At 32.1% G+C, this 26435-nt stretch carries 24 protein-coding genes; 23 read left to right on the top strand and 1 reads right to left on the bottom strand.

The window, feature by feature from the left end:
• Window position 1 precedes the first annotated feature (1 nt).
• A complete protein-coding gene (locus DFR54_RS00310) occupies window positions 2–874 on the top strand; it encodes an aldose 1-epimerase family protein (protein WP_114288423.1) in 873 nt (290 codons plus the stop codon).
• Window positions 875–904: 30 nt separating this feature from the next.
• Here the strand turns inward: DFR54_RS00310 and DFR54_RS00305 are convergent, their stop codons facing one another.
• The gene (locus tag DFR54_RS00305) at window positions 905–1735 is read right to left on the bottom strand and encodes a pyruvate, water dikinase regulatory protein (RefSeq protein WP_114288422.1); all 831 of its coding nucleotides are present in this window, start codon (window positions 1733–1735) and stop codon (window positions 905–907) included.
• Between the two features lie 87 nt (window positions 1736–1822).
• Here DFR54_RS00305 and DFR54_RS00300 point away from each other — a divergent pair, with 87 nt between their 5' ends.
• From DFR54_RS00300 to DFR54_RS00195, 22 genes are all read left to right on the top strand, one after another.
• Window positions 1823–2257 (top strand): Fur family transcriptional regulator, encoded by a 435-nt coding sequence (locus tag DFR54_RS00300; protein ID WP_114288421.1) that lies wholly within the window; start codon window positions 1823–1825, stop codon window positions 2255–2257.
• A 110-nt stretch (window positions 2258–2367) separates the two neighbouring features.
• Window positions 2368–2544: a 30S ribosomal protein S21 gene (gene rpsU / locus DFR54_RS00295; RefSeq protein WP_086343118.1), complete on the top strand. Its 177-nt coding sequence runs from the start codon at window positions 2368–2370 to the stop codon at window positions 2542–2544.
• 127 nt (window positions 2545–2671) lie between these two features.
• On the top strand, window positions 2672–3631 hold the full coding sequence (locus tag DFR54_RS00290; RefSeq protein ID WP_114288420.1) for a PhoH family protein: 960 nt from the start codon (window positions 2672–2674) through the stop codon (window positions 3629–3631).
• Window positions 3632–3661: 30 nt separating this feature from the next.
• Complete coding sequence (locus tag DFR54_RS00285) at window positions 3662–5860, top strand: HD family phosphohydrolase (RefSeq protein WP_114288419.1); 2199 nt, start codon at window positions 3662–3664, stop codon at window positions 5858–5860.
• Window positions 5861–5862: 2 nt separating this feature from the next.
• Window positions 5863–6339 carry an rRNA maturation RNase YbeY gene (ybeY, locus tag DFR54_RS00280; protein WP_114288418.1) on the top strand — a complete coding sequence of 159 codons (477 nt, stop codon included), beginning with the start codon at window positions 5863–5865 and terminating at the stop codon, window positions 6337–6339.
• Entirely contained in the window at window positions 6317–6718 is a 402-nt protein-coding gene (locus DFR54_RS00275) for a diacylglycerol kinase family protein (RefSeq protein WP_114288417.1), read from the top strand. The genes ybeY and DFR54_RS00275 overlap by 23 nt, the downstream gene beginning before the upstream one ends.
• A 14-nt stretch (window positions 6719–6732) precedes the next feature.
• Complete coding sequence (era, locus tag DFR54_RS00270) at window positions 6733–7638, top strand: GTPase Era (protein ID WP_086343123.1); 906 nt, start codon at window positions 6733–6735, stop codon at window positions 7636–7638.
• 101 nt (window positions 7639–7739) lie between these two features.
• The gene (recO, locus tag DFR54_RS00265) at window positions 7740–8501 is read left to right on the top strand and encodes a DNA repair protein RecO (RefSeq protein ID WP_114288643.1); all 762 of its coding nucleotides are present in this window, start codon (window positions 7740–7742) and stop codon (window positions 8499–8501) included.
• Between the two features lie 261 nt (window positions 8502–8762).
• The gene (gene glyQ / locus DFR54_RS00260) at window positions 8763–9659 is read left to right on the top strand and encodes a glycine--tRNA ligase subunit alpha (protein ID WP_114288416.1); all 897 of its coding nucleotides are present in this window, start codon (window positions 8763–8765) and stop codon (window positions 9657–9659) included.
• Window position 9660: 1 nt separating this feature from the next.
• Window positions 9661–11733 carry a glycine--tRNA ligase subunit beta gene (gene glyS / locus DFR54_RS00255; RefSeq protein ID WP_114288415.1) on the top strand — a complete coding sequence of 691 codons (2073 nt, stop codon included), beginning with the start codon at window positions 9661–9663 and terminating at the stop codon, window positions 11731–11733.
• A gap of 127 nt (window positions 11734–11860) precedes the next feature.
• Complete coding sequence (locus DFR54_RS00250) at window positions 11861–13396, top strand: FtsX-like permease family protein (protein ID WP_114288414.1); 1536 nt, start codon at window positions 11861–11863, stop codon at window positions 13394–13396.
• Window positions 13397–13409: 13 nt separating this feature from the next.
• Complete coding sequence (locus DFR54_RS00245; protein WP_086343127.1) at window positions 13410–14084, top strand: ABC transporter ATP-binding protein; 675 nt, start codon at window positions 13410–13412, stop codon at window positions 14082–14084.
• Window positions 14077–15591 carry a PASTA domain-containing protein gene (locus DFR54_RS00240; protein WP_114288413.1) on the top strand — a complete coding sequence of 505 codons (1515 nt, stop codon included), beginning with the start codon at window positions 14077–14079 and terminating at the stop codon, window positions 15589–15591. Before DFR54_RS00245 ends, DFR54_RS00240 begins: the two co-directional genes overlap by 8 nt.
• A gap of 181 nt (window positions 15592–15772) precedes the next feature.
• Window positions 15773–18088 (top strand): cation-translocating P-type ATPase, encoded by a 2316-nt coding sequence (locus DFR54_RS00235; protein WP_227258537.1) that lies wholly within the window; start codon window positions 15773–15775, stop codon window positions 18086–18088.
• 150 nt (window positions 18089–18238) lie between these two features.
• Window positions 18239–20086, top strand: coding sequence for a DNA primase (gene dnaG, locus DFR54_RS00230; protein ID WP_114288411.1), 1848 nt, complete (start codon window positions 18239–18241; stop codon window positions 20084–20086).
• Window positions 20087–20106: 20 nt separating this feature from the next.
• Window positions 20107–21216 carry an RNA polymerase sigma factor RpoD gene (gene rpoD, locus DFR54_RS00225; RefSeq protein ID WP_086343131.1) on the top strand — a complete coding sequence of 370 codons (1110 nt, stop codon included), beginning with the start codon at window positions 20107–20109 and terminating at the stop codon, window positions 21214–21216.
• 112 nt (window positions 21217–21328) lie between these two features.
• A complete protein-coding gene (locus tag DFR54_RS00220) occupies window positions 21329–22030 on the top strand; it encodes a tRNA (adenine(22)-N(1))-methyltransferase (RefSeq protein WP_114288410.1) in 702 nt (233 codons plus the stop codon).
• The gene (locus DFR54_RS00215) at window positions 22027–23148 is read left to right on the top strand and encodes a Nif3-like dinuclear metal center hexameric protein (RefSeq protein WP_114288409.1); all 1122 of its coding nucleotides are present in this window, start codon (window positions 22027–22029) and stop codon (window positions 23146–23148) included. The genes DFR54_RS00220 and DFR54_RS00215 overlap by 4 nt, the downstream gene beginning before the upstream one ends.
• Window positions 23149–23161: 13 nt before the next feature.
• On the top strand, window positions 23162–24394 hold the full coding sequence (gene pepT, locus DFR54_RS00210) for a peptidase T (RefSeq protein WP_114288408.1): 1233 nt from the start codon (window positions 23162–23164) through the stop codon (window positions 24392–24394).
• A 106-nt stretch (window positions 24395–24500) separates the two neighbouring features.
• Window positions 24501–24929, top strand: coding sequence for a hypothetical protein (locus tag DFR54_RS00205; protein WP_114288407.1), 429 nt, complete (start codon window positions 24501–24503; stop codon window positions 24927–24929).
• A gap of 91 nt (window positions 24930–25020) precedes the next feature.
• Complete coding sequence (locus tag DFR54_RS00200) at window positions 25021–25965, top strand: glycosyltransferase family 2 protein (protein WP_114288406.1); 945 nt, start codon at window positions 25021–25023, stop codon at window positions 25963–25965.
• Window positions 25966–25975: 10 nt separating this feature from the next.
• Window positions 25976–26434 carry a GNAT family N-acetyltransferase gene (locus DFR54_RS00195; RefSeq protein WP_114288405.1) on the top strand — a complete coding sequence of 153 codons (459 nt, stop codon included), beginning with the start codon at window positions 25976–25978 and terminating at the stop codon, window positions 26432–26434.
• Window position 26435 lies beyond the last annotated feature (1 nt).

Genomic DNA, 26435 nt, shown 5'->3' with positions numbered 1-26435 from the left:
AATGAAAACTTTTTTAGAAAATGACTTATGTCAAGTAACAATTAATCACCATGGTGCTGAGTTATCTAGTTTTCTACTAAAAGAAGATAATTTAGAATATATTTGGCAAGGAGACCCAAAATATTGGGGAAGACACGCACCTGTCTTATTTCCATTTGTTGGTAAATTAAAAGACAATCAATATTCTTATAATGGTAAAAATTATGAGATGGGACAACATGGTTTTGCTCGTGATATGGTCTTTGAACTTATTTCAAAAGAAGATAACCAAGCGACTTTTTCATTAAAAAGTAATGAAGAGACACTTAAAAAATATCCTTTTGAATTTGAACTTAAAATTAGTTATAGCTTAATAGAGCAAGATTTAACAGTGGCTTATGAAGTAACAACTACATCTAATGAAATGTTCTTTAGTATTGGCGGACACCCAGCCTTTAACACACCACTTACACAAGACACAACGTTTGAAGATTATTATTTACATTTCGCTCCTTCAAAATCAAGATTTCTATTACCGCTTGATGGACCTTATGTAAATCTGAAAGAAAAAACGTTAGCTCAAACAAATACATCAATTCAACTAAATCGTGAGTTTTTTGTAAATGATGCTTTTATTTTAGAAACAAAAGGTGAGAATAGCTTTTCCATTCTTTCTGATAAAACAGACCATTGCGTTTCTTTATCTTATACAGACTTACCTTATGTTGGCATTTGGACAACCTATCCAACTGAAGCTCCATTTGTTTGTATCGAACCGTGGAACGGAATTGCTGATACATTAGATGCTACTGGTAAAATAGAAGATAAATTAGGTATTAACCGAATTACTCCAAGTGACATTTTTAAATCGTCATATACAATTAAAATTAAATAAAAAAGATTGGCTAGCTCTAGCCAATCTTTTTTATCTAAAATAACTATGATCTTCAAGACCTAATTCACTTAAAATAATCGAAGCTGTTTCTTCAATTGATTTTTGAGCCACGTTAATAATTAAACAACCAATTTTTTTATATAAATCGTCTGCAAATTTTAATTCTTCCCGAATTTTTTCAATATCTGAGTAAGCTGTATTTGGTCTTAAGCCATAAGAACGCATTCTTTCTTCTCGAATCGCATTTAAAATTTTAGGATCATTTGTTAAACCGACAATTTTTTTAGGGTCAACTTCCCAAATTTGAGGTGGAATATGAGCTTCAGGTATTAAAGGTAAGTTTGCTACTTTTAAGTTTTTGTTAGCTAAAAATAAACTAAGAGGTGTTTTTGAAGTTCTTGAAACACCTAATAAAAGAATATCAGCTTCTAAAAAGCCTCGTGGGTCTTTACCATCATCATATTTAACGGCAAACTCCATTGCATTAATTCTTTCAAAATAGTTTTCATTAAGAAAATGTAGGGCTCCTGGAACTCTTGAAGGTTCAATATCAGTTCGTCTGTTAACTTCATTTACTAAAGGAGACAAAGCATCAATTGTAAATAAATTATGTTTTTGACAGTACTCATTTGAAATTTTTACTAATTCTTCTGAGATAAGAGTCTGTAAAACAATAGCTTCTAATTCTTTTGCTTCTTTTAAAGCATCTAATAAATCACTTTTTTCATAGATAAACGTTCGTTTGATTAATTGGATTTCTAAATCAGATTGATCATACTGAGCCATAGTTGCTTGAGCAAGCTTTGAAGCTGTCTCGCCAGCTGAATCTGAAAGAATATACATATGGATTTTTTTATTCATTCCTTTATTTCCCTTCTTAATCTTTTTACTTATAGGTTATTATAGCATATAATAGAGACAGTGGAATCAGTAAGTGAGGTGAAATCTGTGAAAGAACAACTAGCAAGTGCTATTGAGATAATTAAAGATAATGGTTATAAATACACAAAGAAAAGGGAAGAAATTCTCATGTTTTTAATTCAAGAAAACAGATATATCGGCGCTATCGAGGTATTTGACTTTATGAATGAAAAACATCAAGGTATTAGCTATGACACCATTTACAGAAATTTAAGAGATTTTACTTCAATGGGTTTACTGGAAGAAACTGAATTGATGGGAGAAAAGAAATTTAGATTTCATTGTGATGTAACAGAATGCCATACCCATCACCATCATCACTTTATTTGTACCAGCTGCGGAGCAACTAGGGAGATTAATATGTGTCCCATGGACTTCTTTAAAGAACAACTACCTGATTTTGAAATGGAGAGTCATCGATTCGAAATATTAGGAAAATGTAATAAATGTTCAAAAAAGTGAAACTCATAGTTGACTGAAAAAACGTGTTTGGTTATAATATTAAAGAACGGTTTTTTGTTTATTACTATATATGAAAAACGGTTACCAAAAGTTTGGAGGGAGGGAATTATATGTCAAAAACTGTTGTTCGTAAAAACGAATCATTAGATGACGCTCTTCGTCGCTTTAAACGTTCCGTTTCAAAAACTGGTACTTTACAAGAGTACCGTAAACGTGAGTATTACGAAAAACCAAGTGTGAAACGTAAGAAAAAGTCTGAAGCTGCAAGAAAGCGTAAAAAATTCTAATTATTATCTAATAAGCATTAAGTGTAGTTTTCTACACTTGATGCTTATTTTTTTACTTTTCTTTTTCATATTCGATATTTATGGTATTATTTATGAGTGATAGATAATTAAAGGAGCTGTAATTTATTTGGCAACTGTAGATGAATATTCAATTGATATTAGATTAGATGAACAAGTGGATGTAAATGAAATTTTTGGAGCCCATGATAAAAATATTAAGTTACTTGAAGATTATTTAAATTTAAATATTACAAGTAGAGGCGAGTTTGTTCGCATTAGCGGAGAGGAGCTTTTTGTTAACTACGCTCGTGAGATTTTAAAAAACTTACAAAAATTGACTTCAAGAGGCCATAAAATTAGTACAACAGATGTTGTAACAAGTGTTCAAATGGCAAAAAAAGGTGAATTAGATAAATTTTTATCTTTATATGAAAAAACAATTATTAAAGATGCTAAAGGTAATCCTATTAGACCGAAAAATTTAGGTCAAAAAACTTATGTTGAAGCGATTAAGAAAAACGATGTTGTTTTTGGAATGGGACCAGCTGGAACAGGGAAAACTTTCCTAGCTGTTTGTTTAGCAGTTGCAGCTCTAAAAAATGGTGAAGTTGAAAAAATAATTTTAACAAGACCAGCAGTAGAAGCAGGAGAGAGCTTAGGCTTCTTACCTGGTGACTTACAAGAAAAAGTAAATCCTTACCTAAGACCGATTTACGACGCCCTATACATGATTTTAGGAATGGATCATACGAACCGATTAATGGAACGTGGTGTGATCGAAATAGCACCCTTAGCTTATATGAGAGGGAGAACTTTAGAAGAATGTTTTGTTATCTTAGATGAAGCACAAAATACAACTAAATCTCAAATGAAAATGTTCTTAACTCGTTTAGGTAATCGCTCAAAAATGGTCATTAATGGAGATCAGAGTCAGATTGACTTACCTCGCGGAGTTGAGTCAGGATTAGTCCATGCCAATTCAATTTTAAGAGACATCCAAAAAATAAAATTTGTTGAGTTTTCTGTAACAGACGTAGTGAGACATCCTGTTGTAGCAGATATCATTAACGCTTATAGTAAAAACTAATTTACAAATTGAGAAATAAGGAGGGCAGACATGAAATTAGACATAAAAAAGATTCCTGAATTATTAGAGAAGAAGTACATTCCTATTTTATTAATAGTAATGTCATTAATTTTATTTGTTGTTATGAGAAGTAGTGTCGCTCAAAAACAAAAAGTTTATAAGGTTGGACAATTAGCAGAGGAAACAGTCCGTGCTAATAAAACAATTGAAAACAAAAATGAAACAGAAGAGAAACAAAAAATTGCCATGGAAAGTGTTATCCCAGAGTATAGTTATGACGCAAGTAAAGCTAAAACTCAAGTAGAACTTGTTTCTTCCCTTTTTGAAATGGTAGAAAAAGTAAACGCTGAAGCAGATAAAATTTATAATGATAAATTAAATGCAGCAAAAGATAAGAAATCAGTTAGTGTCTTATCTCCAGAAGAACGCTTACCTATGTTAAAATCTCAATTTGAAAAGTTAAATCAAAATAGTTTAGCCTATTTTCAATCTTATCCAGACTCCTTTTATGAGAACTTGTTTAATTATGAGGCGAGTGATTTATCAAGAATAAAAGACGAGAGTATTTCTATAGTAGAGTCTATAATGAATAAAAAAATCAGAAACTCAAACCTTCAAGTTGAAAAACAATCAGCAAAAGAAGAACTACAGTATACAAATATTACATCTGGCATGCGAAGTGCTATTAATACAGTAATTGATAAAAGTATTGTTGTTAATGAGGTTCTTAATGAAAAAGCAACTGAACAGTTGAAACAAAATGCTAAGCAAAATGTTCAACCAGTGATGATTTATCAAGGTGAGATTATCGTTCGTGAGGGTGAACAAATCGAACAAAAAGCAATGGATAAAATTGAAATTCTTGGTTTGACAAATCAATCAACCTCAGTTTTCCCAATGCTAGCTTTAATTGTCACTTTAATTTTACAACTTATTTTAGTGGTTTATATTACTAAGACTCAAGGCGAAGATTTCAGTGCCGTTAAAAGTATCACTTTCTATACGTTGACTATTATGGCAGCAGTTATCTTTATGAAGATGTTGTATCTTTTCCAAAAAGATAGTTTAGGAAATGTTGCATTATTATTCCCATCTGCTTTTATTCCTGTAGTTTTAACCATGTTTATGAGCCGAAAGTGGGGACTTTTATCAGCAATGTTCCAAGCCATTTTCTCTATCTTTATTTTCTATAACTTAGCAGGAACAACTAACTTACTTGTAATTACACTCTTTTATGCTTTTAGTGGGTGTATTGCAACTTTCTTAGTTAAAAAACGTTTAGAATCACAATTAAAATCAGCCTTTTTATTATTAATTATTGTCCCAATTCTTTTTATTGGCATATTAACGGCTTATCAAGGTTTAGATTTTGGCGATAGTAAAACATTAACGAGTCTTTTCGTCGCTTCTGCTAGTGGTATTTTCTCATTTATCTTATCAATTGGGTTGTATCCCTACATTGAATTAATGATAAATGATGATAGTGTGATTATTTTAAATGAACTAAGTAATCCAAACCAACCCTTACTTAAAAAATTATTAGAAGAAGCTCCTGGAACCTATCATCATAGTATGATGGTCGCAAGTCTTAGTGCTAATGCTGTAGCTGCGATTGGTGGACGTTCACTTTTAACAAGAGTAGCTTGTTACTATCATGATATTGGTAAAATTAAACATGCTAACTTTTTCGTAGAAAATTTACCAGATGGAGCAGAAAATCCACATAATTTCTTATTACCATCAGATAGTAAAGAAATTATTTTTGGCCATGTGACTGAGGGTGTTAAGATGTTAGAAGAAGCTGATATGCCTCAATTTGTTATTGATGTTTGCCAGCAACACCACGGAACTACTTTAATGAAATATTTCTACGTAAAAGAACAAGAAAGAAATTCAGATACAGTGGAAGATAGTTTTAGATATCCAGGTCCAAAACCTCAATCTAAAGAAGCTGGAGTTATTAATATTGCCGATAGTGCAGAAGCTGCTGTTCGTGCTATGGGACATCCGACAAATGAAAAAATTGCTGAATTTGTCCATAATTTAATTCGCTCAAGACTTGAAGATGGACAATTAGTAGATACAGGTTTAACCTTAAAGGAAATCGCGATTATTGAAAAATCAATTGTTGATGGATTATGTAGTACGTTCCATTCGCGTATTAAATATCCGAAAATGAAATCCGAAGCAGAAAAAATGAAGCAAGAGCAGGAAGGAAGAAAACTTTAAAAATGGATATTACATTTTTAGATAAAACTGAATCTTTAACAGAAGAACAAGTAAACCTAACATTAGAGATTATTGAGTTTGCTTCAAAAGACGATAGCTTAGAGCTATCAGAAGACACTGAGATGTCAGTTGTTTTTGTGGATAACAAAGAAATTCATGAAATAAACAAAGAGTACAGAGAAAAAGATGCTCCTACTGATGTCATTAGTTTTGCTATTGAGGACGAGGGAGAAGATGAGTTTCCTATTATGATGGGGGATTTTGATATTCCAAGAAACATTGGTGATATTTTTGTTTCTGTAGAAAAAATAGCAGAGCAAGCTGCAGATTTTAATCATTCTTTTGAAAGAGAGTTAGGCTTTTTAGTTGTCCATGGCTTTTTACATTTAAATGGATACGATCATATGAATGAAGAAGATGAAAAAGAAATGTTTGACCTACAAAGAAAGATATTAGATGACTATGGACTTAAAAGATAAGAATACCAGTAAAAACAAACGCTTTTTAGAGTCTTTATTCCATGCTTTAATGGGAGTAAAAACAGTTATACAAGAAGAAAGAAACATGGCTTTTCATGTTTCTTTTAGTGTGTTAGCGATTATTGTTTCTTTTGTACTAAAAATAAGTGCTATAGAATGGCTATTTATTTTAGTTTCTATTTTTCTAGTTCTCATTACTGAAATAATTAATACTTCTTTTGAAAATTTAGTTGATTTAGTGACTAATCATCAGTATCATGAAATAGCAAAAAAGGTTAAAGACATGGCAGCAAGTTCCGTACTTCTAGCTGCTTTATTAGCCCTTTTAATAGGTGCTATCATCTTTATACCAAAAATTTGGCAATTAATTGTTGCCTAGAGGAGAAAATATATATGTTTAAAGAAGGATTTAAATCAGGTTTTGTAGCCATTATTGGCCGACCAAATGTTGGGAAGTCAACATTACTTAACCGTGTTGTTGCTCAAAAAATAGCTATTATGAGTGACAAAGCTCAAACAACAAGAAATAAAATTCAAGGAGTTTACACAACTGATAACGAACAAATCGTTTTTATTGATACTCCTGGAATCCATAAACCTAAAACTAAATTAGGAGACTTTATGGTGGAAACAGCTTATAGCGCTTTACGTGAAGTTGACGCCATTCTATTTATGGTCAGTGCGGACCAACCTCGTGGACGTGGGGATGACTTTATTATTGAGCGCCTAAAAAATGCAAAAGCACCTATTTATTTAGTGATTAATAAAATTGATACCATTCATCCAGATCAATTATTACCTATTATTGATGACTACCGTAAAGAATTAGAATTTAAAGAAATTGTTCCTATCTCTGCTACAGAAGGAAACAATGTGGATACACTTTTATCAACGTTAACAAGTGACTTACCAGAAGGTCCACAATTTTACCCAGATGATCAAGTAACTGACCATCCTGAGTACTTTATTGTTTCTGAATTAATTAGAGAAAAAATATTACATATGACCGAACAAGAAGTTCCCCATTCAATCGCCGTTATTACTGAAAGTATGAAACGTGATGAATTTGATAAAGTTCATATTCAGGCAACAATTGTTGTTGAGCGTGATAGTCAAAAAGGGATTATCATCGGTAAGGGCGGTAAAATGCTGAAAAATATCGGTATTAAGAGCCGTAAAGATATTGAAAATCTTTTAGGAAATAAAGTATATTTAGAATTATGGGTGAAAGTTCAAAAGAACTGGCGCGACAAAAACAAAGATTTACAAAACTTTGGCTACAAAGAAATGGATTATTAATAATGATGGTATGGCTATTAAGTTCTTTTACTAAATAGTCTGCCATTTTATTTTGTAAAAAAGGAGGTTGGCTCTTGAGACATCAAGAAGAAGTTCAAGGAATGGTAATTTTTTCTAAAAATTATCGCGAAAAAGATAAACTGGTTAAAATATTTACAGAGACTTACGGTAAGAAGATGTTTTTTGTTAAAGGAGCTAACCGTAAAAATAATCCTTTAACACCAGCACTACAGCCATTCACTAAATCCTTATATATTGCAGATATTAAAGAGGAAGGTCTTTCTTTTTTAAACGGAGTAAAGGAAATAAAAATGTTTGATGAAATTCAGAAAGATATTTTTATTTCAGCTTATGCCACCTATATTTTAAATCTTGTAGATGTGGCCATAGAAGATGGCACGTATGATCCAGCTCTTTATGGTTTTACTCTTGAAGCGATCACTTTACTTAATCAAAAAATTGATCCTGAAATTATTACTAATATTTTTGAAGTCCAATTATTAGAGCGTTTTGGTATTTCAATTAATTGGAAAAGATGTTGTATTTGTGGTGAAACTCATGGGAAATTCGATTATTCCTTTGCTAATCATGGAATTCTATGCGAAAAACATTGGCATTTAGATGAACGACGCTCTCATTTTGATGCTGTTGGCATGCATTTTATTCGTTTATTCTCGCAAATCAGTTACAAACAAATTAACGAAATTACTTTAAAGAAAGAAACAAAAGACATGATTCGCTTTATTTTAGATGAGATTTATAGCGAATATGTTGGTATTTTTCTAAAAAGTAAAAAGTTTATCGATGATATGAAAAGCTGGGAAAATGTCTTAAAAAAAGATGATTCATCATCAAAGGATTGACAAATTAACATTCTAGGCTTAATATAAACCTACAAATAAATATTTACGTTGAAAGAAAAAAAGAAATCTAATTAGTTATTTTAGCGAACTTGGGACAGTGGAAGCCAAGGATAACCTTATTTTTCGAAGGCATTCTGGAGTAACCAATGAAGCTGCCAGTTATTAACTGGAAGTAGGGTGGAACCGCGATAATTGTCGTCCCTATGTTTGAGTCACATCAAGCATAGGGACTTTTTGTATACTTTTAAAGGAGGAAAAAATATGAGTCACAAATTAACTGTACAAGAAATGATTAGAACTTTGCAACAATATTGGGCAGATCAAGGTTGTATGCTAATGCAATCTTACGATACTGAAAAAGGTGCTGGAACAATGAGCCCTTATACTTTCTTAAGAGCAATTGGTCCAGAACCGTGGAACGCAGCATACGTAGAACCTTCAAGAAGACCAGCTGATGGTCGTTACGGAGACAATCCAAACCGTTTATACCAACATCACCAATTTCAAGTAGTGATGAAACCATCACCTCTTAATATTCAAGAATTATATTTAGAAAGCTTGAAGTTGTTAGGTATTGATCCTCTACAACACGATATTCGTTTTGTAGAAGACAACTGGGAGAATCCATCAATGGGTTGTGCTGGTCTTGGTTGGGAAGTTTGGTTAGATGGGATGGAAATCACTCAATTTACTTACTTCCAACAAGTTGGTGGATTAGAATGTAAACCTGTTACATCTGAAATTACTTATGGAATTGAACGTCTTGCTTCATACATTCAAGAAGTAGAAAGTGTTTATGATTTAGAGTGGACAGAAGGCGTGAAATATGGTGAAATTTTTATTCAGCCTGAGTTTGAACATTCAGTTTATTCTTTTGAAGTAAGTAACCAAGACATGTTACTTGAGTTATTTAATACATATGAAAAAGAAGCAAAAATTTGTATTGAGAGAAAATTAGTACATCCTGCTTATGACTATGTTTTAAAATGTAGCCATACATTTAACCTGTTAGATGCTCGTGGAGCTGTTTCGGTAACAGAACGAGCTGGTTACCTTGCTCGTATTAGAAACATGGCACGTGAGATTGCTAAAACATTTGTAGAAGAGAGAGAAAAATTAGGTTTCCCTCTATTAAAGCAATTAGAGGAGGAAAAATAAGATGACAAAACAATTTTTAATGGAAATCGGATTAGAAGAAGTACCAGCACATATTGTAACCCCAACTATGAAACAATTAGTAGAAAAAGTGACTAACTTTTTAACTGAAAATCGATTAAGCTTTTCAAGTATTGAGTCATTTTCAACACCTCGAAGATTAGCGATTCGTATTAATGACTTAGTTGAAAAACAAGACAATATTGAAGAAGTAGCAAAAGGTCCAGCTAAGAGAATTGCTCAAACTGAAGATGGTGAGTGGAGTAAAGCAGCTATTGGATTTGCTCGTGGACAACAAGCTTCAGTTGAGGATTTATTTTTCCAAGACTTTAACGGAGAAGATTACGTTTATGTTAATAAATTTATTGAAGGTAAATCTGCTAAAGATGTTTTAGTTGATTTACCTGATGTGGTTAAAAGTTTAACATTCCCAGTATCTATGCACTGGGCAGATTATTCTTATAAATTTATTCGTCCTGTTCATTGGTTAGTAGCTTTACTTGATGATGAAGTTATCCCAATGTCATTATTTGATGTAGAGAGTGGACGCACTAGTCGCGGACATCGTTTCTTAGGTCAAGACACAGAAATCACTTCTTCAACTAGTTATGAAGAAGATTTAAACAAACAATTTGTGATTGCCAATGCTGAAACTAGAAAAAATTTAATTGTTTCTCAAATTAAAGAAATTGAAGCTAAAAATAATTGGATTATTCCAATTGACGAAAAACTTCTTGAAGAAGTAAACAACTTAGTTGAGTATCCTACTGCCTTTATCGGAGATTTCGAAGAGCAATATTTAAATGTTCCATCAGAAATCTTAATCACTTCAATGAAAGAACATCAACGTTATTTTGAAGTTTTATCTAAAGATGAAGCATTACTAAACCACTTTATTGGTGTTAGAAATGGAAATGATAAATACATTGAAAATGTAGCAAAAGGAAATGCTAAAGTTCTAAAAGCTCGTTTAGAAGATGCTGAATTCTTCTATCAAGAAGATGTAAAAGTATCTATTCAAGATTATGTGGAAAAATTAAAACATGTAACATTCCATGAAAAAATTGGTTCAATTTATGAGAAAATGCAACGTGTTCAAGCGATTGCTCAAGTTATTGCTACTCATGTTGGTTTATCAGATAGTGAAAAAGAACAATTAGAAGAAGCTAGTGAAATTTACAAGTTTGATTTAGTCACATTAATGGTGGATGAATTCCCTGAATTACAAGGAGTTATTGGTGAAAAATACGCCTTATTACAAGGTAAAACTCCTGAAGTCGCATTAGCGATTCGTGAGCATTATTTACCAAAATCAAGTGAAGGAGCTTTGCCTGAAAGTAATGTTGGAGCTGTTCTAGCTATTGCTGATAAATTAGATACATTAATGACATTCTTCTCTGTTGGTTTAACGCCAAAAGGTTCAAATGATCCATATGCTTTAAGACGTCAAGCTTACGGAATCATCCGTATCATTGAAAATAAAGACTGGCACTTCCCAGTGGGTGTTCTTCATCAAGAAATTGAGAAGTTAATCAACGAAAACGAGGCACTCTTTGGTTTACACTTAGAAGAAACTAAGGGAGCAATTGACACATTCTTAAAAGCTAGAATGAAACAATGGTTCAACGGTAAAGATGTTCGTCATGATATTATTGAAGCTGTTGTTGAGAGTGAGCAAACAGATTTAAACAATATGTTTGAAATTGCTGAAATTTTGAGAAGTAGTGCTAAAACACTTGACTTCAAACCAACAGTTGAATCTTTAACACGTGTTATTAATTTAGCTCAAAAACTAGATGTTACGAATATTACTATCAATGAAGAATTATTTGAAAATGATGCTGAAAAAGAATTAAACAAAGCGTTTAATACGATTAAAGAAAATTCTAAAACCTTAACTCTTTCAGAAAACTTTGAAGCCTTAAAATCATTGAACCCATTAATCGAAAACTATTTCGAAAATACAATGGTTATGGTGGAAGATGTTGCTGTTAGAAACAATAGATTAAAACAATTAAGTGAAATTGCTACAATGGCATTATCATTTGCTAGCTTAGATAAATTAATCGTCAAATAAAAAACTAAGACTTAAGACTGATATTTTAAGATATATCAGTCTTTTTTTTGTTTTGTAATGATTAAAAATTGAAAGAATGTTAAAATTATTGTAATAAATTAGGGTTATTATTGGAGGAGTGTTGAGAATGAACTATTTTAAGCGTGGTATGGCAAGTATTACTAGACGAAAAGGAAAGTCGTTAATTCTTTTTGCTGTTATTTTTATATTAGGAAACGTAATGGCTGGAGCAATTGCTATTGACCAAGGAACAAAAAGTGTAGAGTCAACGATTAAGAAAAAACTAGGTTCAGTGGCAACAGTGACTATGGATTATGAAAAGTTAGATAAAGATGCAGCTGATGATGATAGTGTTTATGAAAAAATGACTAATCCAAGTGAAAAAACACTAAATGAAATTGGTAAGTTAGATGAAGTTAGCTACTATGATTATTCATACACAAGTTTTATTAATACTGTGAACTTTAAAATGGCACAATCTGAAAATGAAAACTTTATGATGGGCGATGGAGAAACTTCATTTTTCAATTTAAAAGGTGTTAATTTTAATGAAGTTTTAGATGCTAAAAATAAAATTATAGCTATTAATGATGGACGAGTTTTTGAAAAAGAAGAAATAGAAAAAGCTAAAAATGTAGTCCTAATTTCTGAGCAAGTTGCTAAAGAAAACAATGTTCGTGTTGGTGATAAAATAGTTTTAGATTACAATAGCTTCTCTGGTATGATGATGAGATCTGACGGAGAAGAAGTAGAAGCTAAACCAGTTAAAAAAGATTATCAAGCAGAAGTTATTGGTGTTTTTAGTGTTCTTCAAAGTGAAAAAAAATCTAATAAGAAAAATGATTCTGCTTCTATGAATGCTGAGTCTAACTATATGGACCGTGTCAATTCAATTTATGCACCAAATGGTTTTGTTACGAATTTAACTAAAGAAACACAACTTTTAGAATTTGAGAACCAACCTGAAATGTATGAAGGACAAACTAAAGAAGAGTTTGAGAAGAATTTAGATGAATTTAACTATGGTCAAGCCACTTATACACTTAAATCACCTGAAGTGGCTGAAGACTTTAGAATTAATGCTGACAAAATTTTAAAAGATGCAAAAAATAAGTATTCAAAAGTATTAATTAGTTCTGATCAATACACTCAAGTAGCAGGACCTGTTAAAGGAATGTCAAAAATTTCTAAATTAGTTTTAATTATTTCTGTTCTAGCATCAATTTTAATTATTACTTTAGTAACTATTTTATTCTTGAGAGACCGTAAACATGAGCTTGGTATTTACTTATCTCTTGGGGAGAAACGCTCAAAAGTAGTCGGTCAAATTGTATTTGAAGTAGTTGTTGTTGCCTTCGTTGCTATTACTATTTCAGTATTCACAGGAAATATGTTAGCTAAAGGATTTTCTAATTCTTTAATACAATCTCAAAAGACAGAACAAGTTGATAACGGAATGGGCTACAATATGGATGATTACGAGTTAGCTAGACTAACAAATAGCAGTATTTCAGAAGATGATGTAATTGATGCATACAATATTTCACTAAATCCTACTTATATCCTTCTTTTCTATGTAGTAGGTATTGGCGTTGTTTTAGTATCGACAGTGGCACCACTGATCTATATTATGCGACTAAATCCTAAGAAGATAATGATGTAAGGAGGAAAAGTAGATGGCGATTTTAAAAGCAAGAAAATTAGATTACTTTTATCAAGATGGAGATAAATTAAGATATATTTTAAAAAATACAAATGTAGATTTTGAACAAGGAACTTTTTATACAATAGTAGGTCAATCAGGATCAGGTAAAACGACCTTACTTTCTTTATTATCTGGTTTAGATGAACCAAAAAAAGGAACAGTTTATTATAAAAATAAAAATATTAAACAAATTGGACTTGAAAGTTATCGTCGAAATGAAATTAGTATTATCTTCCAACACTATAATTTAATCCCTTATTTAACTGGTGTGGAAAATGTATTAGTGCCAATGGCGATTACTGAAAATAAATTACCAGAAGACCATACTAAAGTAGCATATAATCTGTTAGACTATATTGGTATTGGTAAGGATAAAGCAAGTAGAATTGTTAATCGATTATCTGGGGGAGAACAACAACGTGTGGCGATAGCAAGAGCTCTTGCTACAAACGTTGATATTATTTTAGCTGATGAGCCAACTGGAAACTTAGATGAAGAAATGGAACAAGAAATTGTAGAAATTTTTAAACTTCTAGCTCATGAGCATAATAAATGTGTCATTGTAGTTACTCACTCTCAAGAAATCGCTCTTCAATCAGATAAAGCTTTCGTCCTTAAAAAAGGAGTTTTGAAAGAGTATGAGTGATTTTTTATCAAACTTTTCTGGTGATGACTACAAAGAAAAATTGCCAAAGTCAAAAAGAGAAAAGGAAGTTAAACCAAAAGTAACGAAAGAAGTTTTAGAAGAACCTAAAAAGAGAAAAAAAAAACGTCGCAAAGAAGAACCATCTTCTAACGACACCTCTCAAAAAATAAACGCACCAATTTTTGATGATCCAGAGTTACTTAACGTTGATGATACACCTAAAAAATCTACTAAAAAAGTAGAACCATCAGAAGATGGCTATGTTTCAGATGATTTACATGAGGTTGAAATTGACCCCGAGTATGAAAAGAAACAACGGAATAAAAAAATTCTGATTGGTGTATCAAGTTTAGCAGTTGTCATTATTGGTTATACGACTTATTATCAAATGACCCGTGTTAAAATGCCTGATTTTGTTGATAAATCAGTGACAGATGTTCGAAAGTGGGCAACTGATAATCGAATGGAATTAGATTTAAAAGAAGCCTATTCTTTAAAAGTTGAATCTAGTAACATTATTAAGCAAGTAGTTAACCCAGGTAAAAAAGTAAAAAAAGGTTCAACACTTAACTTTACAGTAAGTGAGGGAGCTGATCCGGAAGAAATAATTTCACTACCTGACTTTAAAACAATGTCAGAAAAAGAAGTGAATGAATTTGTTGAGAAAAATAAAGCTGAGAACCTAAGTGTTATTACTGAATACAGCGACAAAGTCGAAAAAGGTAAATTCACTCGTCTTGAATTTGGTAACAAAGAAGTAACGGCTGATAATTATCGAAGACGTGATAATTTGAATGTTTATTTCTCAAAAGGTGTAGAAATTTTTGAGAAGAATATACCTGTACCAGACTTTATTGGGAAAACTAAAGCAGAAGTAGATGAATGGGCTAAAAAAAGTGGTGTCTTGATTGCTTATGAAGATGTTGACTCTGATAAAGTTGAAGAAGGAAAAATTATTGGCCAAAGTGTTGAAAAAAATCAAAAAGTAGCTAAAAATGATAAGTTAACTATAAAAGTTTCAATTGGAAAAGCTATTGTAGTGCCATATTTTGGTGACTATACTGCTGAAACAAGTACTACAGCAGTTGAAGGTTTAGATGTTAGAGTGCAACAAGTTTTCTCTGACTCTGTTCCTTACGGTCAATTAATTAGCCAGTCTATTGAATCAGGGACAAAACTAACAGGGAAAGATCAAAAGTCTGTTAAAGTTGTTTACTCTTATGGTCAACCTTATATTAAATCCTACTTTGGTCAGCTTGAAGGTGATTTACCTAAACTGATTTATGATGATTTTAATTCAAAAGGGGCAAGCATTACTTATGACGTTTACTATGTAGATTCAGATGCTGAAAAAGGACAAATTGTTAAAATGAGTGTCTACAATCAGTATATTGCTTCTAATTCTTACTTAACTTTTGGTATTAGTAACGGAAGATTTGCTAGCCAACCAGGGAAAACACCAGAAAAAGGACCTGAAACAGAAGCAGAAAATGTTTTTTCAAAATAAAAATAAGAGAGGGGACTGTGACAGCAGTATGTCACAGTCCCTTTTTTACAAACTAAACGGTGTTACAGAAGTAGCATCTTCTTTTTATTCTTAAATTTAATTAAAGTCGTTTCTTTTCTCTATGGAAATAGGTATACTGTTAAAGACGGCTTTTTAACAAACGTAAAGGATGACACTAAGAATGAATGAAAATTTACAAGGTTTAACAAATCAAGAGGTTCAGGATAGAATTTCAAAGAATCAACAAAATAATTATAATGAAGATGTTTCAAAATCAACTAAAGATATTATTAAGGACAATGTCTTTACTTTATTTAACTTTTTAAACTTAGCCATTGGTATCTGTTTAGCTGCAGTAGGAGCGTTCAGTAACCTATTTTTTATGGTTATTATTATAATGAACGTAACAATTGGTATCATTCAAGAAATTCGAGCAAAAAACTTAATTGCTAAACTTTCAATTATCAATGAAGATACAGCCATTGTCTTAAGAGATGGTCAAGAAGTTGAAATGTCATCAGAGATGATTGTCTTAGATGATGTTGTTAAATTAGCTGCTGGTGATCAAGTGCCATCTGATATGGTTGTGATTAGTGGCTTTGTAGAGGCCAATGAAGCCTTATTAACTGGTGAATCTGACTTAATCAAAAAAGAAGCAGATGCTGAGTTATTATCAGGAAGTTTTATTTCAAGTGGGCAATGTTATGCTCGAGTGATTCATGTAGGTAAAGACAACTATGCAACTAAAATTGCTAATAAAGCTAAAGTCCATAAACCTTTTAACTCTGAGTTAGTTTCCTCTATTAGAAAAGTAGCTAAGTTTACAAGTTTTGTTATTGTACCATTAGGTGTGATTTTATTTGTAGAAGCTTATTTTCTAGGGAATGGAGAGTTAAAATCTTCTGTTGTTGCTTCAGCTGCTGCCCTTTTAGGAATGTTACCTAAGGGAATGGTTTTACTAATTATGATTGCTTTAGCAACTGCTGTAGCAAAACTAGCTAAAAAAGAAGTTTTAGTTCAAGACATGTATTCAGTAGAAACATTAGCTCATGTTGATGTGATTTGTTTAGATAAAACTGGAACAATTACTGAAGGAAAAATGAAAGTTTTAGATGTCGATGTGATTAATGAGGATTATAGTTCAAAGTTTGAAGATATCATGAGTAGTTATATGTTTGCCTCATCTGACAGTAATATTACGATGAAAGCCATTCGCGATCATTTTGGTAACCAGGAAGTTTACACAGCAGAATCTATTATTAGCTTCTCTTCTGAAAGAAAATGGGGAGCAATGGTTTTTGAAAATCTTGGTACAGTGGCTTTAGGTGCTCCCGAAAGATTATTTAATGAATCTGATTTACCTAAAGAAATTGATGAAGCTCAAAGTGAAGGTTACCGTGTGTTAATGTTAGGAATCACAAGTCAAACAACTGTTGATGAAGAATCATTGCCTAAACTTAGTCCACTAGCAATTATTAAAATTGACGACCCTATTAGAGAAAATGCAAATGAAACACTAGCTTATTTAAAGGATGAGGGTGTGGATATTAAAGTTATTTCAGGAGATAACCCTGTTACAGTTTCAAACGTTGCTAGACGAGCAGGCCTTGATGGTTACGAAAGATATATTGATTTATCCGAATTAGAAACAGAAGAAGAAGTTAAAGGAATTGTCAATGACTATAAAGTCTTTGGCCGTGTATCACCTCAGCAAAAACAAATGTTAGTCCAAGAATTAAAAGCTCAAGGTCATGTTGTTGCAATGACAGGAGATGGTGTTAATGATGTCTTAGCATTAAAAGAAGCAGATTGTAGTATTGCTATGGCAGAAGGGGACAACGCAACACGTCAAATCTCTAACTTAGTTTTACTTAATTCTGACTTCACAACTTTACCAGACGTTTTATTTGAAGGACGTCGTGTGGTTAATAATGTAACTAAAGTATCTAGTATTTTCTTTATTAAAACTATTTATTCATTAATATTATCAGTTTTATGTGCTTTAACAGCAATTACATTCCCATTTATCCCAATTCAAATCACTCTCTTAGATTTAGCAATTGAAGGATATCCAGCATTTTTCTTATCATTTGAAAATGATAAACGTAAAGTAACAACTAAGTTTTTACCAACAGCCTTAAGACGGGCTTTACCAAATGCGATTTTAGTCATCTTAAATATTGTCTTTATTTACATTTATGCAACAATGAACAACTGGTCACAAATTGATATGACGACTTTAATGTACTACATGTTAATCGCTGTTAGTTCAATGGCAGTTATTAAAGCTTGTTTACCATTTAACTTACTAAGAGCTTTCTTAGCCGTGACGACAACAATTGGTACATATGTTGCAGCAATGTTATTCAAAGGTTTATTAGAAATCTCAATGTTAACTAAAGAAACATTACCTGTTTTCGCTATTTTAGTTGTGATTTCAATTATCTTAAAAATCGTTTTAGACAAAGTAATTGTTAAAGAAAAAACCTATGCTTAACTCTTAAGAAAGTTTTTATGAAAATAAGAAGAAAAACTGGCTTTATTTATAGGATATGGTATACTTTAAGTTGTAGATTTGTGTCATATAGTCGCACTGGATTCAGTGCGACTTTTGTCACTTTAAAATGATAAGGGGAGGTTATTAATAGTGGCACAATTAATCCCTCAAGAAACAATTGAAATGGTTAGACAACAGACAAACATTGTTGATGTTGTTGGGCAGTATGTTCAATTGAAAAAGTCTGGTAAAAACTATCTAGGCTTATGTCCCTTTCACAATGAAAAATCACCATCCTTTTCAGTAGCAGAGGATAAACAAATTTTTCACTGCTTCGGTTGTGGAAAAGGTGGTAATGTCTTTTCATTCATCCAGGAGATTGAAGGGTTAAGTTTCCCAGAATCTGTTGAAAAAGTAGCAGATTTAGCAAATATTTCTGTCTCACTTAATCTTACTAACAGACCCCAAGTGATGTCACCAAAAGTTCTTGAAGAGTCTCAACTCATTCAAATTCATGAAAAAACCAGTGAGTTATATCATCATATTTTGATGAACACTCAAGTCGGAGAAAAAGCGCTTGAATATTTGAAAGAACGAGGCTTAACTGAAGAGGTGATTAAAACCTTCCAAATTGGTTTTGCTCCAAGGGATCGTCGACTCTTACACAAGGTATTAGAAAAAGATAACTACTCAGATGAGGTATTAAAGAAAACAGGCTTGCTATTTCAACTTGAAGATGGTAATTGGATTGACCGATTCTATCAACGAATTATGTTTCCCATTACAAATTTCCAAGGGAAAGTAATTGGTTTTTCAGGTCGAATTTTAGAGGACGTGGATTTTGATGCAACTGATCAGCCGAAGTATTTAAATAGTCCAGAAACAGATTTATTTAATAAAAGATTTATCTTATATAATTTCCATCAAAGTCGAACGGAAATTAGAAAGAAAAATGAAGTTATTTTGTTTGAAGGATTTATGGATGTTATTTCTGCTTGGATGTCAGGTGTAAAAAACGGTGTTGCCTCAATGGGAACAAGTTTAACAATGGAACAAATTAATGCCCTTGAAAAAATTAGTGACGAAGTTTTGATAGCCTATGATGGTGATAATGCTGGTATTGAAGCAACAAGTCGTGCTATTGATTTATTATCTAATCAAAGCTCTATGGGAATTCAAATTATTAGTATTCCTGACAAAATGGACCCTGATGATTACCGTAGAAAATACGGTGAAGACAACTTACATCAACTAATTAAAAATAGCCGCGAAACTGTTTTTCAGTTTAAAAAAGATTATCTAAAACGTAATAAAAATTTGACCATTGAAGCTGATAAACTTCTCTATATTGACGAGTTACTTGGCGAGTTAATTCATGTGTCATCAATTGTCGAAGTGGACTTAGCCTTAAGTCAATTAGCAGATGAGTTTCATGTCTCAAAAAACACTTTACAAAATGAATTACGAACGAAAAAACAAAGTTTCAAACAACAAAGCATGGCATCTTATTCTCAGGAAGATTACGGAGAAAAAGAAATAGTCATTCCAAAACACTATGAAGTTAAAAAAATTGGCCAAGTAGAGAAGGCTGAAATGACACTAATTTTTAGATTATTAACTGAAAGAAGTGCTTATCAGTTTTTATCAGCAAGAGAAGATTTAACTTTTGCTCATGATGTTTACCAGGAGTTATATTTACATTTAACTAATTATATACAACTTCACGGAGAGATAGTCATTGCAGATTTTCTTGATTATTTAAAAGAGCAAGAGCTAAAACAAGTTTTAATTCAAACCACGATGCAAAACTTCAGTGAAGAAAGCACCAAACAAGAATTAGAGGATTGCTTATTAGTTATTAAAAAAGGGGAGATTCAAGAGCGAATTAACACTTTGATTAATGACCAACAAGAAGCTAGACGAGTTGGAAATAGCGACTTAGAAGCCGAGGCAACACTTCAAATTATTATGTTACAGAAACAACTTAAATCGATTTAATCTAAAGGGGGATTTCTTTTATGTCAGTAAATAAAGACATGTACAAAAAAGAAGTAGATAAATTTATCAAAGAGAATAAGGTAAAGGGGCAAGTTGTTTTCGATGAGTTAACAGATAAGTTAGCAACACCTTTTGAACTAGATTCAGATGAAATGGATTCTTTAATCCAAAAAGTTGAAGATGCTGGAATCAGTGTTGTAGACGAAAATGGTGAGCCTAGTGAACGCAGTCTTAAAGCAACAAATAAAAAAGAAGAAACTGAAAAAGAAAAAGAAGAAGATTTAATCGCTCCTGCTGGTGTTAAAATTAATGACCCTGTTCGTATGTATTTAAAAGAAATTGGTCGTGTGTCACTTTTAACAGCTGATGAAGAGGTTGCTTTAGCCTTAAGAATCAAAGAAGGTGACCCAGAAGCTAAACAAGAATTAGCAGAAGCCAACCTCAGATTAGTAGTAAGTATTGCTAAACGTTATGTGGGACGTGGTATGCAATTCCTTGATTTAATCCAAGAAGGTAACATGGGATTAATGAAAGCTGTAGAAAAATTTGACCATGAAAAAGGATTTAAATTCTCTACTTATGCAACTTGGTGGATTCGTCAAGCGATTACTCGTGCTATCGCTGACCAAGCAAGAACAATTCGTATCCCAGTTCATATGGTTGAAACAATTAACAAATTAATCCGTATTCAACGTCAATTACTACAAGACTTAGGACGCGAACCGACTCCAGAAGAAATCGGTGCTGAAATGGATTTACCAGCTGAAAAAGTTCGTGAAATCTTAAAAATTGCTCAAGAGCCAGTTTCATTAGAAACACCAATTGGTGAGGAAGATGATTCTCATTTAGGCGATTTCATTGAAGATCAAGAAGCAACAAGTCCAGCTGAACATGCTGCATATGAATTATTAAAAGAGCAATTAGAAAGTGTTTTAGATACACTAACAGACCGTGAAGAAAATGTACTGCGTTTACGTTTTGGTCTTGATGATGGACGTACAAGAACTTTAGAAGAAGTAGGAAAAGTTTTCGGTGTAACAAGAGAACGTATCCGTCAAATTGAAGCTAAAGCATTAAGAAAATTAAGACATCCATCTCGTTCTAAACAATTAAAAGATTTCTTAGAATAAGATTTTTTAGAGTTATCGTAAAGATAACTCTTTTTTATTACCTTTAGTTATTTAAATTAAATAGATTAATGATATAATCGTTTTATGAGATTAAAATGAGGATGGTAGATACATGGATTATAAACACTTATCAGAAAGATTACACCGAGCAGGAGAATTTGTACCAGAAGGGGCAATTCTAGCAGATATTGGTAGCGACCATGCGTATTTACCTGCCTACTTAATAATGAATAATAAAATTAGTTCAGCTATTGCTGGAGAAGTAGTAGACGGTCCTTATCTGTCTGCCAAAAACTTAGTCGCTGAACTTAATTTAGTTGATAAAATTGATGTTAGAAAAGGCGATGGACTTGCTGTTGTTAGCCCTGAGGACAATGTTACAGCGATTTCAATTTGTGGAATGGGTGGCTCATTAATTCGTGACATATTACATCGTGGTCTTTTAGGAAATCATCTAACAGGCAAAGAAACTCTTGTTTTACAGCCCAATATTGGTGAACCTACTTTAAGAACTTGGTTAGTAAATAATTATTATGAAATTATTAAAGAAGATATTATACGTGAAAACGAAAAAACTTACGAAATTATTGTAGCTAAAAAAAGAGAAAACTTAATTCCCCTATCAGAAAAAGAATTACTTTTTGGACCACATTTATTAAAACAACAAGGACCTATTTTTACTAATAAATGGCAACATGAGTTGAAACAATTTGAAAATATTTTAACTCAATTAGAAAAATCAACTAAGAATGTATCTGAAAAGATAGAAGAAATCCAAACTAAAATTAACTTAGTAAAAGAGGTGCTAAAATGAGTATCACAGGATATGAATTTATCCAAAGATTAGAAAGTTATTGCCCTTTATACTTAGCTGAAAAAGGAGATCCTGTAGGCCTTCATATAGGAACACTTAACAAACCTGTTAAAAATATTATGATGACTTTAGATGTAAGACCAGCTGTTGTAAAGGAAGCTATTGAAAAAAAAGTGGACTTAATTATTGCTAAACATCCACCGATTTTTAGACCGATAAAACGTCTGACAACAGATGATTTTCAAACTCAGATGTATGCGGACTTAATTAAGAATGATATCGCAGTTTATGCCGCACATACTAATATGGATATTGTGTCTCCTGGCTTAAATGATTGGTTTTTAGAAAAACTAGACATAATTCCTGATGATTTTGTCACAAAAACTCATTCATTTAACTATAAAAAATTAGTCGTCTTCACTCCAAGAAGTCATTCTGGTTTAATTAGAGAACAGATGGCTAAAATTGGTGTTGGTCAAATTGGTCCTGACTACAGTGACTGTAGCTATACAAGTTCTGGAACAGGTCGATTTAAACCTATAAATGGAGCAACTCCTTACATTGGAGAAAAAGATAACATTGAAGTAGTGGAAGAGGACAGAATTGAATTTCTATTTTCTGAATTAATTGAAAAAGAAGTTATTCAATCACTTATTAAAGTTCATCCTTACGAAGAACCAGCCTTTGACATTTTTACAGTTGAAAACTTGAAAGACGAATATGGTTTAGGTCGAGTTGGTGACTTGAAAGAGCCTATGAGTTTAATGGATTTTACTAAAAAAGTTAAAACGGTGTTTCATTTAGATGGCTTAAGACTTATCACTGACACAAAGGACAAAGAAGTTAAACGAATCGCCATTTGCGGTGGTAGTGGTGAGAAATTTTACAAAGATGCTTTGAAGAAAAAAGCCGATGTTTATATCACTGGTGATGTTTATTACCACACAGCCCATGACATGATTGAAGAAAAACTATCAGTTATTGATCCTGGACATTACATTGAAGAGTTATGCAAAGAAAAGTTTGTAGAACTATTTAATACTTGGAAAAAAGAGAATAATTGGGATGTTTCATTTATGATAAGCGAAACAAATACTAACCCATTTGAATTTATTTAAAGGAGAGATACATATGTATAAAAATTTAGTCCCACGTTTTATCGATTACGTTAAAACAGAAACTCGCTCTGATGCGACAAGTACCACAACTCCCTCAACACATACACAAGTTGAGTTTGCTTTAACATTAAAAAAGGAAATTGAAGAAATCGGACTTTCAGATGTTTTCTACAATGAAAAAAATGGTTTCCTAATTGGAACTCTACCAAGTAACACTGATAAAGAGGTACGTAGTATCGGATTTATCGCCCACTTAGACACAGCTGATTTTAACGCAACAAATGTTAACCCTCAGTTTGTAGAAAACTATGATGGAGAGTCAGATATCACTTTAGATAAAGATGGTAAATTCAAATTAACAACAACTGATTTCCCTAACTTAAAAAATTATAAAGGTCAGACATTAATTACAACTGATGGAAGTACACTTTTAGGAGCAGATGATAAATCTGGAATTGCTGAAATTGTTACTGCTATGGAATACTTAATAGCACATCCTGAAATTGAACATGGTAAAATCATGGTTGCATTTGGACCAGATGAAGAAATCGGTGTGGGAGCCGATAAATTTGATGTCTCTGAATTTGATGTCGATTTTGCTTATACGATGGACGGTGGACCTGTTGGTGAATTACAATTCGAAACATTTAATGGCGCGGGAGCAACTATTAAAATCGAAGGTAAAAATGTTCACCCTGGAACTGCTAAAAACACAATGATTAATGCGATTCAAGTAGCAATTGATATTCAAAATGAATTACCACAAGATGAAGTCCCTGAAAAAACAGAAGGTCGTGAAGGATTTTTCCATTTACTTGATTTAAGCGGAGTTCCAGAAGAAGCGAATATGGCTTATATTATTCGTGACCACGATATGGATAAATTCAAAGCTCGTAAAGCTTTATTACAAGACATTGTAGACCGTAAAAACAAAGAGTTTGGTCAAGACCGCGTTACTTTAACAATGGAAGATTCTTACTACAACATGGGAGATATTATTCAAAAAGACATGAGTATTATTTCTTTAGTGGAAGAAGCTATGACTAACATTGATATTAAGCCATTAGTTGAAGCTGTACGTGGTGGAACAGATGGTTCTAAAATTTCTTACTTAGGAATTCCAACTCCTAATATTTTTGCTGGTGGAGAAAATATGCACGGACGTTTTGAGTTTGTGGCTGTTGAATCAATGGAGAAAGCAACATCTTTAATCGTTGAAATTGCACGCTTAAACGCAACTAAATAAGACTTAAAAGCTATGATCTTATGTCATAGCTTTTTGTTTGTAGACATAACTATAGACTCAAGGTAAAATTAAATAACGAAAAATATTTTTTAAGGAAGTTGCCTAAATGGAAAAGTTTATCGGAAAAATTGATACAAAATCTTTACTTTTATTTCTTGGTATTTTACTTCTAAATCTTATTGTTTCATTGTATCTAAATGGATTCCAGCTACCAAATCGGGATGTTCTTTCAGTTAAATTGATAAGTAGCTTTTATTTAGCTACGCTTGTCCCTTCAGTCATTAAAATGGTGAAAGAACCTATTGATCCTGAATATGCATTTTTTATTTTATGTTTCACATTAATAGGTAGTAGTTTTGTCTTAAGTATGGTTGTTGGACAGATTAAGTTACTTTATAAAACGCCTTTATTAATCGAAAGAGAAGTTTTATTAATGGATATCCTACAAATCAGTTTAATCGTCATCGGAAGCTTACTCATATTAGTAAAAACAATCTATACTATGGTAACTCATAAATCTAAAACAAGAGACTAAAGTTTTTAAGTCAAAAATAACTCTCTAGTCTCTTTAATTTATATTTTGTATAGGTTATGATGATTAAAGGTGAAGGAAAGAAGGCTTAAAGATGACATTATTATCTATAGTTGTACCTTGTTACAACGAAGAGGAAACTATACTCTCTTTTTATCAAGAAGTAATGAAAATAAAAGAACAGATGCCTCCACTTAACTTTGAGTTTATCTTTGTTAATGATGGTTCATCTGACAACACACTAAAACAATTAAAAATATTAGAAAATAAAGATCCAAAACAAGTAAAATACTTATCATTTTCAAGAAATTTCGGAAAAGAAGCGGCTTTATATGCGGGATTAAAACATGCAACAGGTGATTTAATTACTGTCATGGATGCAGATTTACAAGATCCACCAAGCTTATTACCTGAAATGTATCGCTTGATAACGGAACAAAACTACGATTGTATTGGGACTAGACGAAAAAATCGCGAAGGGGAGCCAAAAATTAGATCCTTTTTCGCTAAAAAATTCTACAAAATAATTAATAAAATATCAGATGTTCAAATCGTTGATGGTGCTAGGGACTTTAGACTGATGACAAGACAAATGGTAGATGCTATTTTAGAATTACAAGAGTATAATCGCTTTTCAAAAGGCTTATTCAGTTGGGTAGGCTTTGATACTTTTTATTTAGAGTATGAAAATGTAGAGAGACAAGAAGGCAAATCTTCTTGGTCATTTGGACAACTATTTATGTATTCTTTAGACGGCATTATCGCCTTTTCTGAATTCCCGTTAATTATTTCAGCAGTTGTTGGCATGCTATCATTTATTCTAGCAATTATTGCTTTAATTTTTATAGTTGTTAGAGCTTTAATATTTGGTGATCCAACGTCTGGTTGGCCATCTCTTGTTTGTATTATTTTAGCCTTAGGAGGCTTGCAGTTATTTTGTTTAGGTATATTAGGGCAATACTTAGGAAAAACCTTTCTTGAAACTAAAAAAAGACCTATCTATATTTTAAAAGAAAAAAGTGATTCACTTACAAACTAGGAGGTAATTTATGACTATCAAAAAAGTACCAACTAATCATCACGATCTATTAAGCTTAGTAGATGAATTAAATCAATTTTTTGTAGCAGAGTGGGGAGAAGATACAACACTTTCATATGCTAATCATCATAATTTAGACGATATGCATGCAGCTTTTGTTGCATATGAAAACAATGTAGCTATCGGTTGTGCTTGTTGGAAATTAAGAAGTGATACCTTACCAGAAGTTAAACGGATGTATGTTAAATCAGATTATCGCGGGGCTAATGTATCGGGGCAACTTCTAGAAGAAATTGAAACAGATATCAAAAAGACTGGTTTTGACTTTTCTGTTTTAGAAACTGGGTCAGATATGACTCAAGCTATTCGATTTTATGAAAAACAAGGTTATAAAATCGTCCCAAATTTTGCTGAATTTATAGGGGATACCCTATGTGTTTGTTTAAAAAAAGACTTAACAAAAAATTAGA

The sequence above is a fragment of the Vagococcus fluvialis genome (assembly GCF_003337315.1).
Classification (GTDB): domain Bacteria; phylum Bacillota; class Bacilli; order Lactobacillales; family Vagococcaceae; genus Vagococcus; species Vagococcus fluvialis.
The sequence above is the reverse complement of the archived record's forward strand: the minus strand, read 5'-3'. Positions and strand labels throughout refer to the sequence as shown.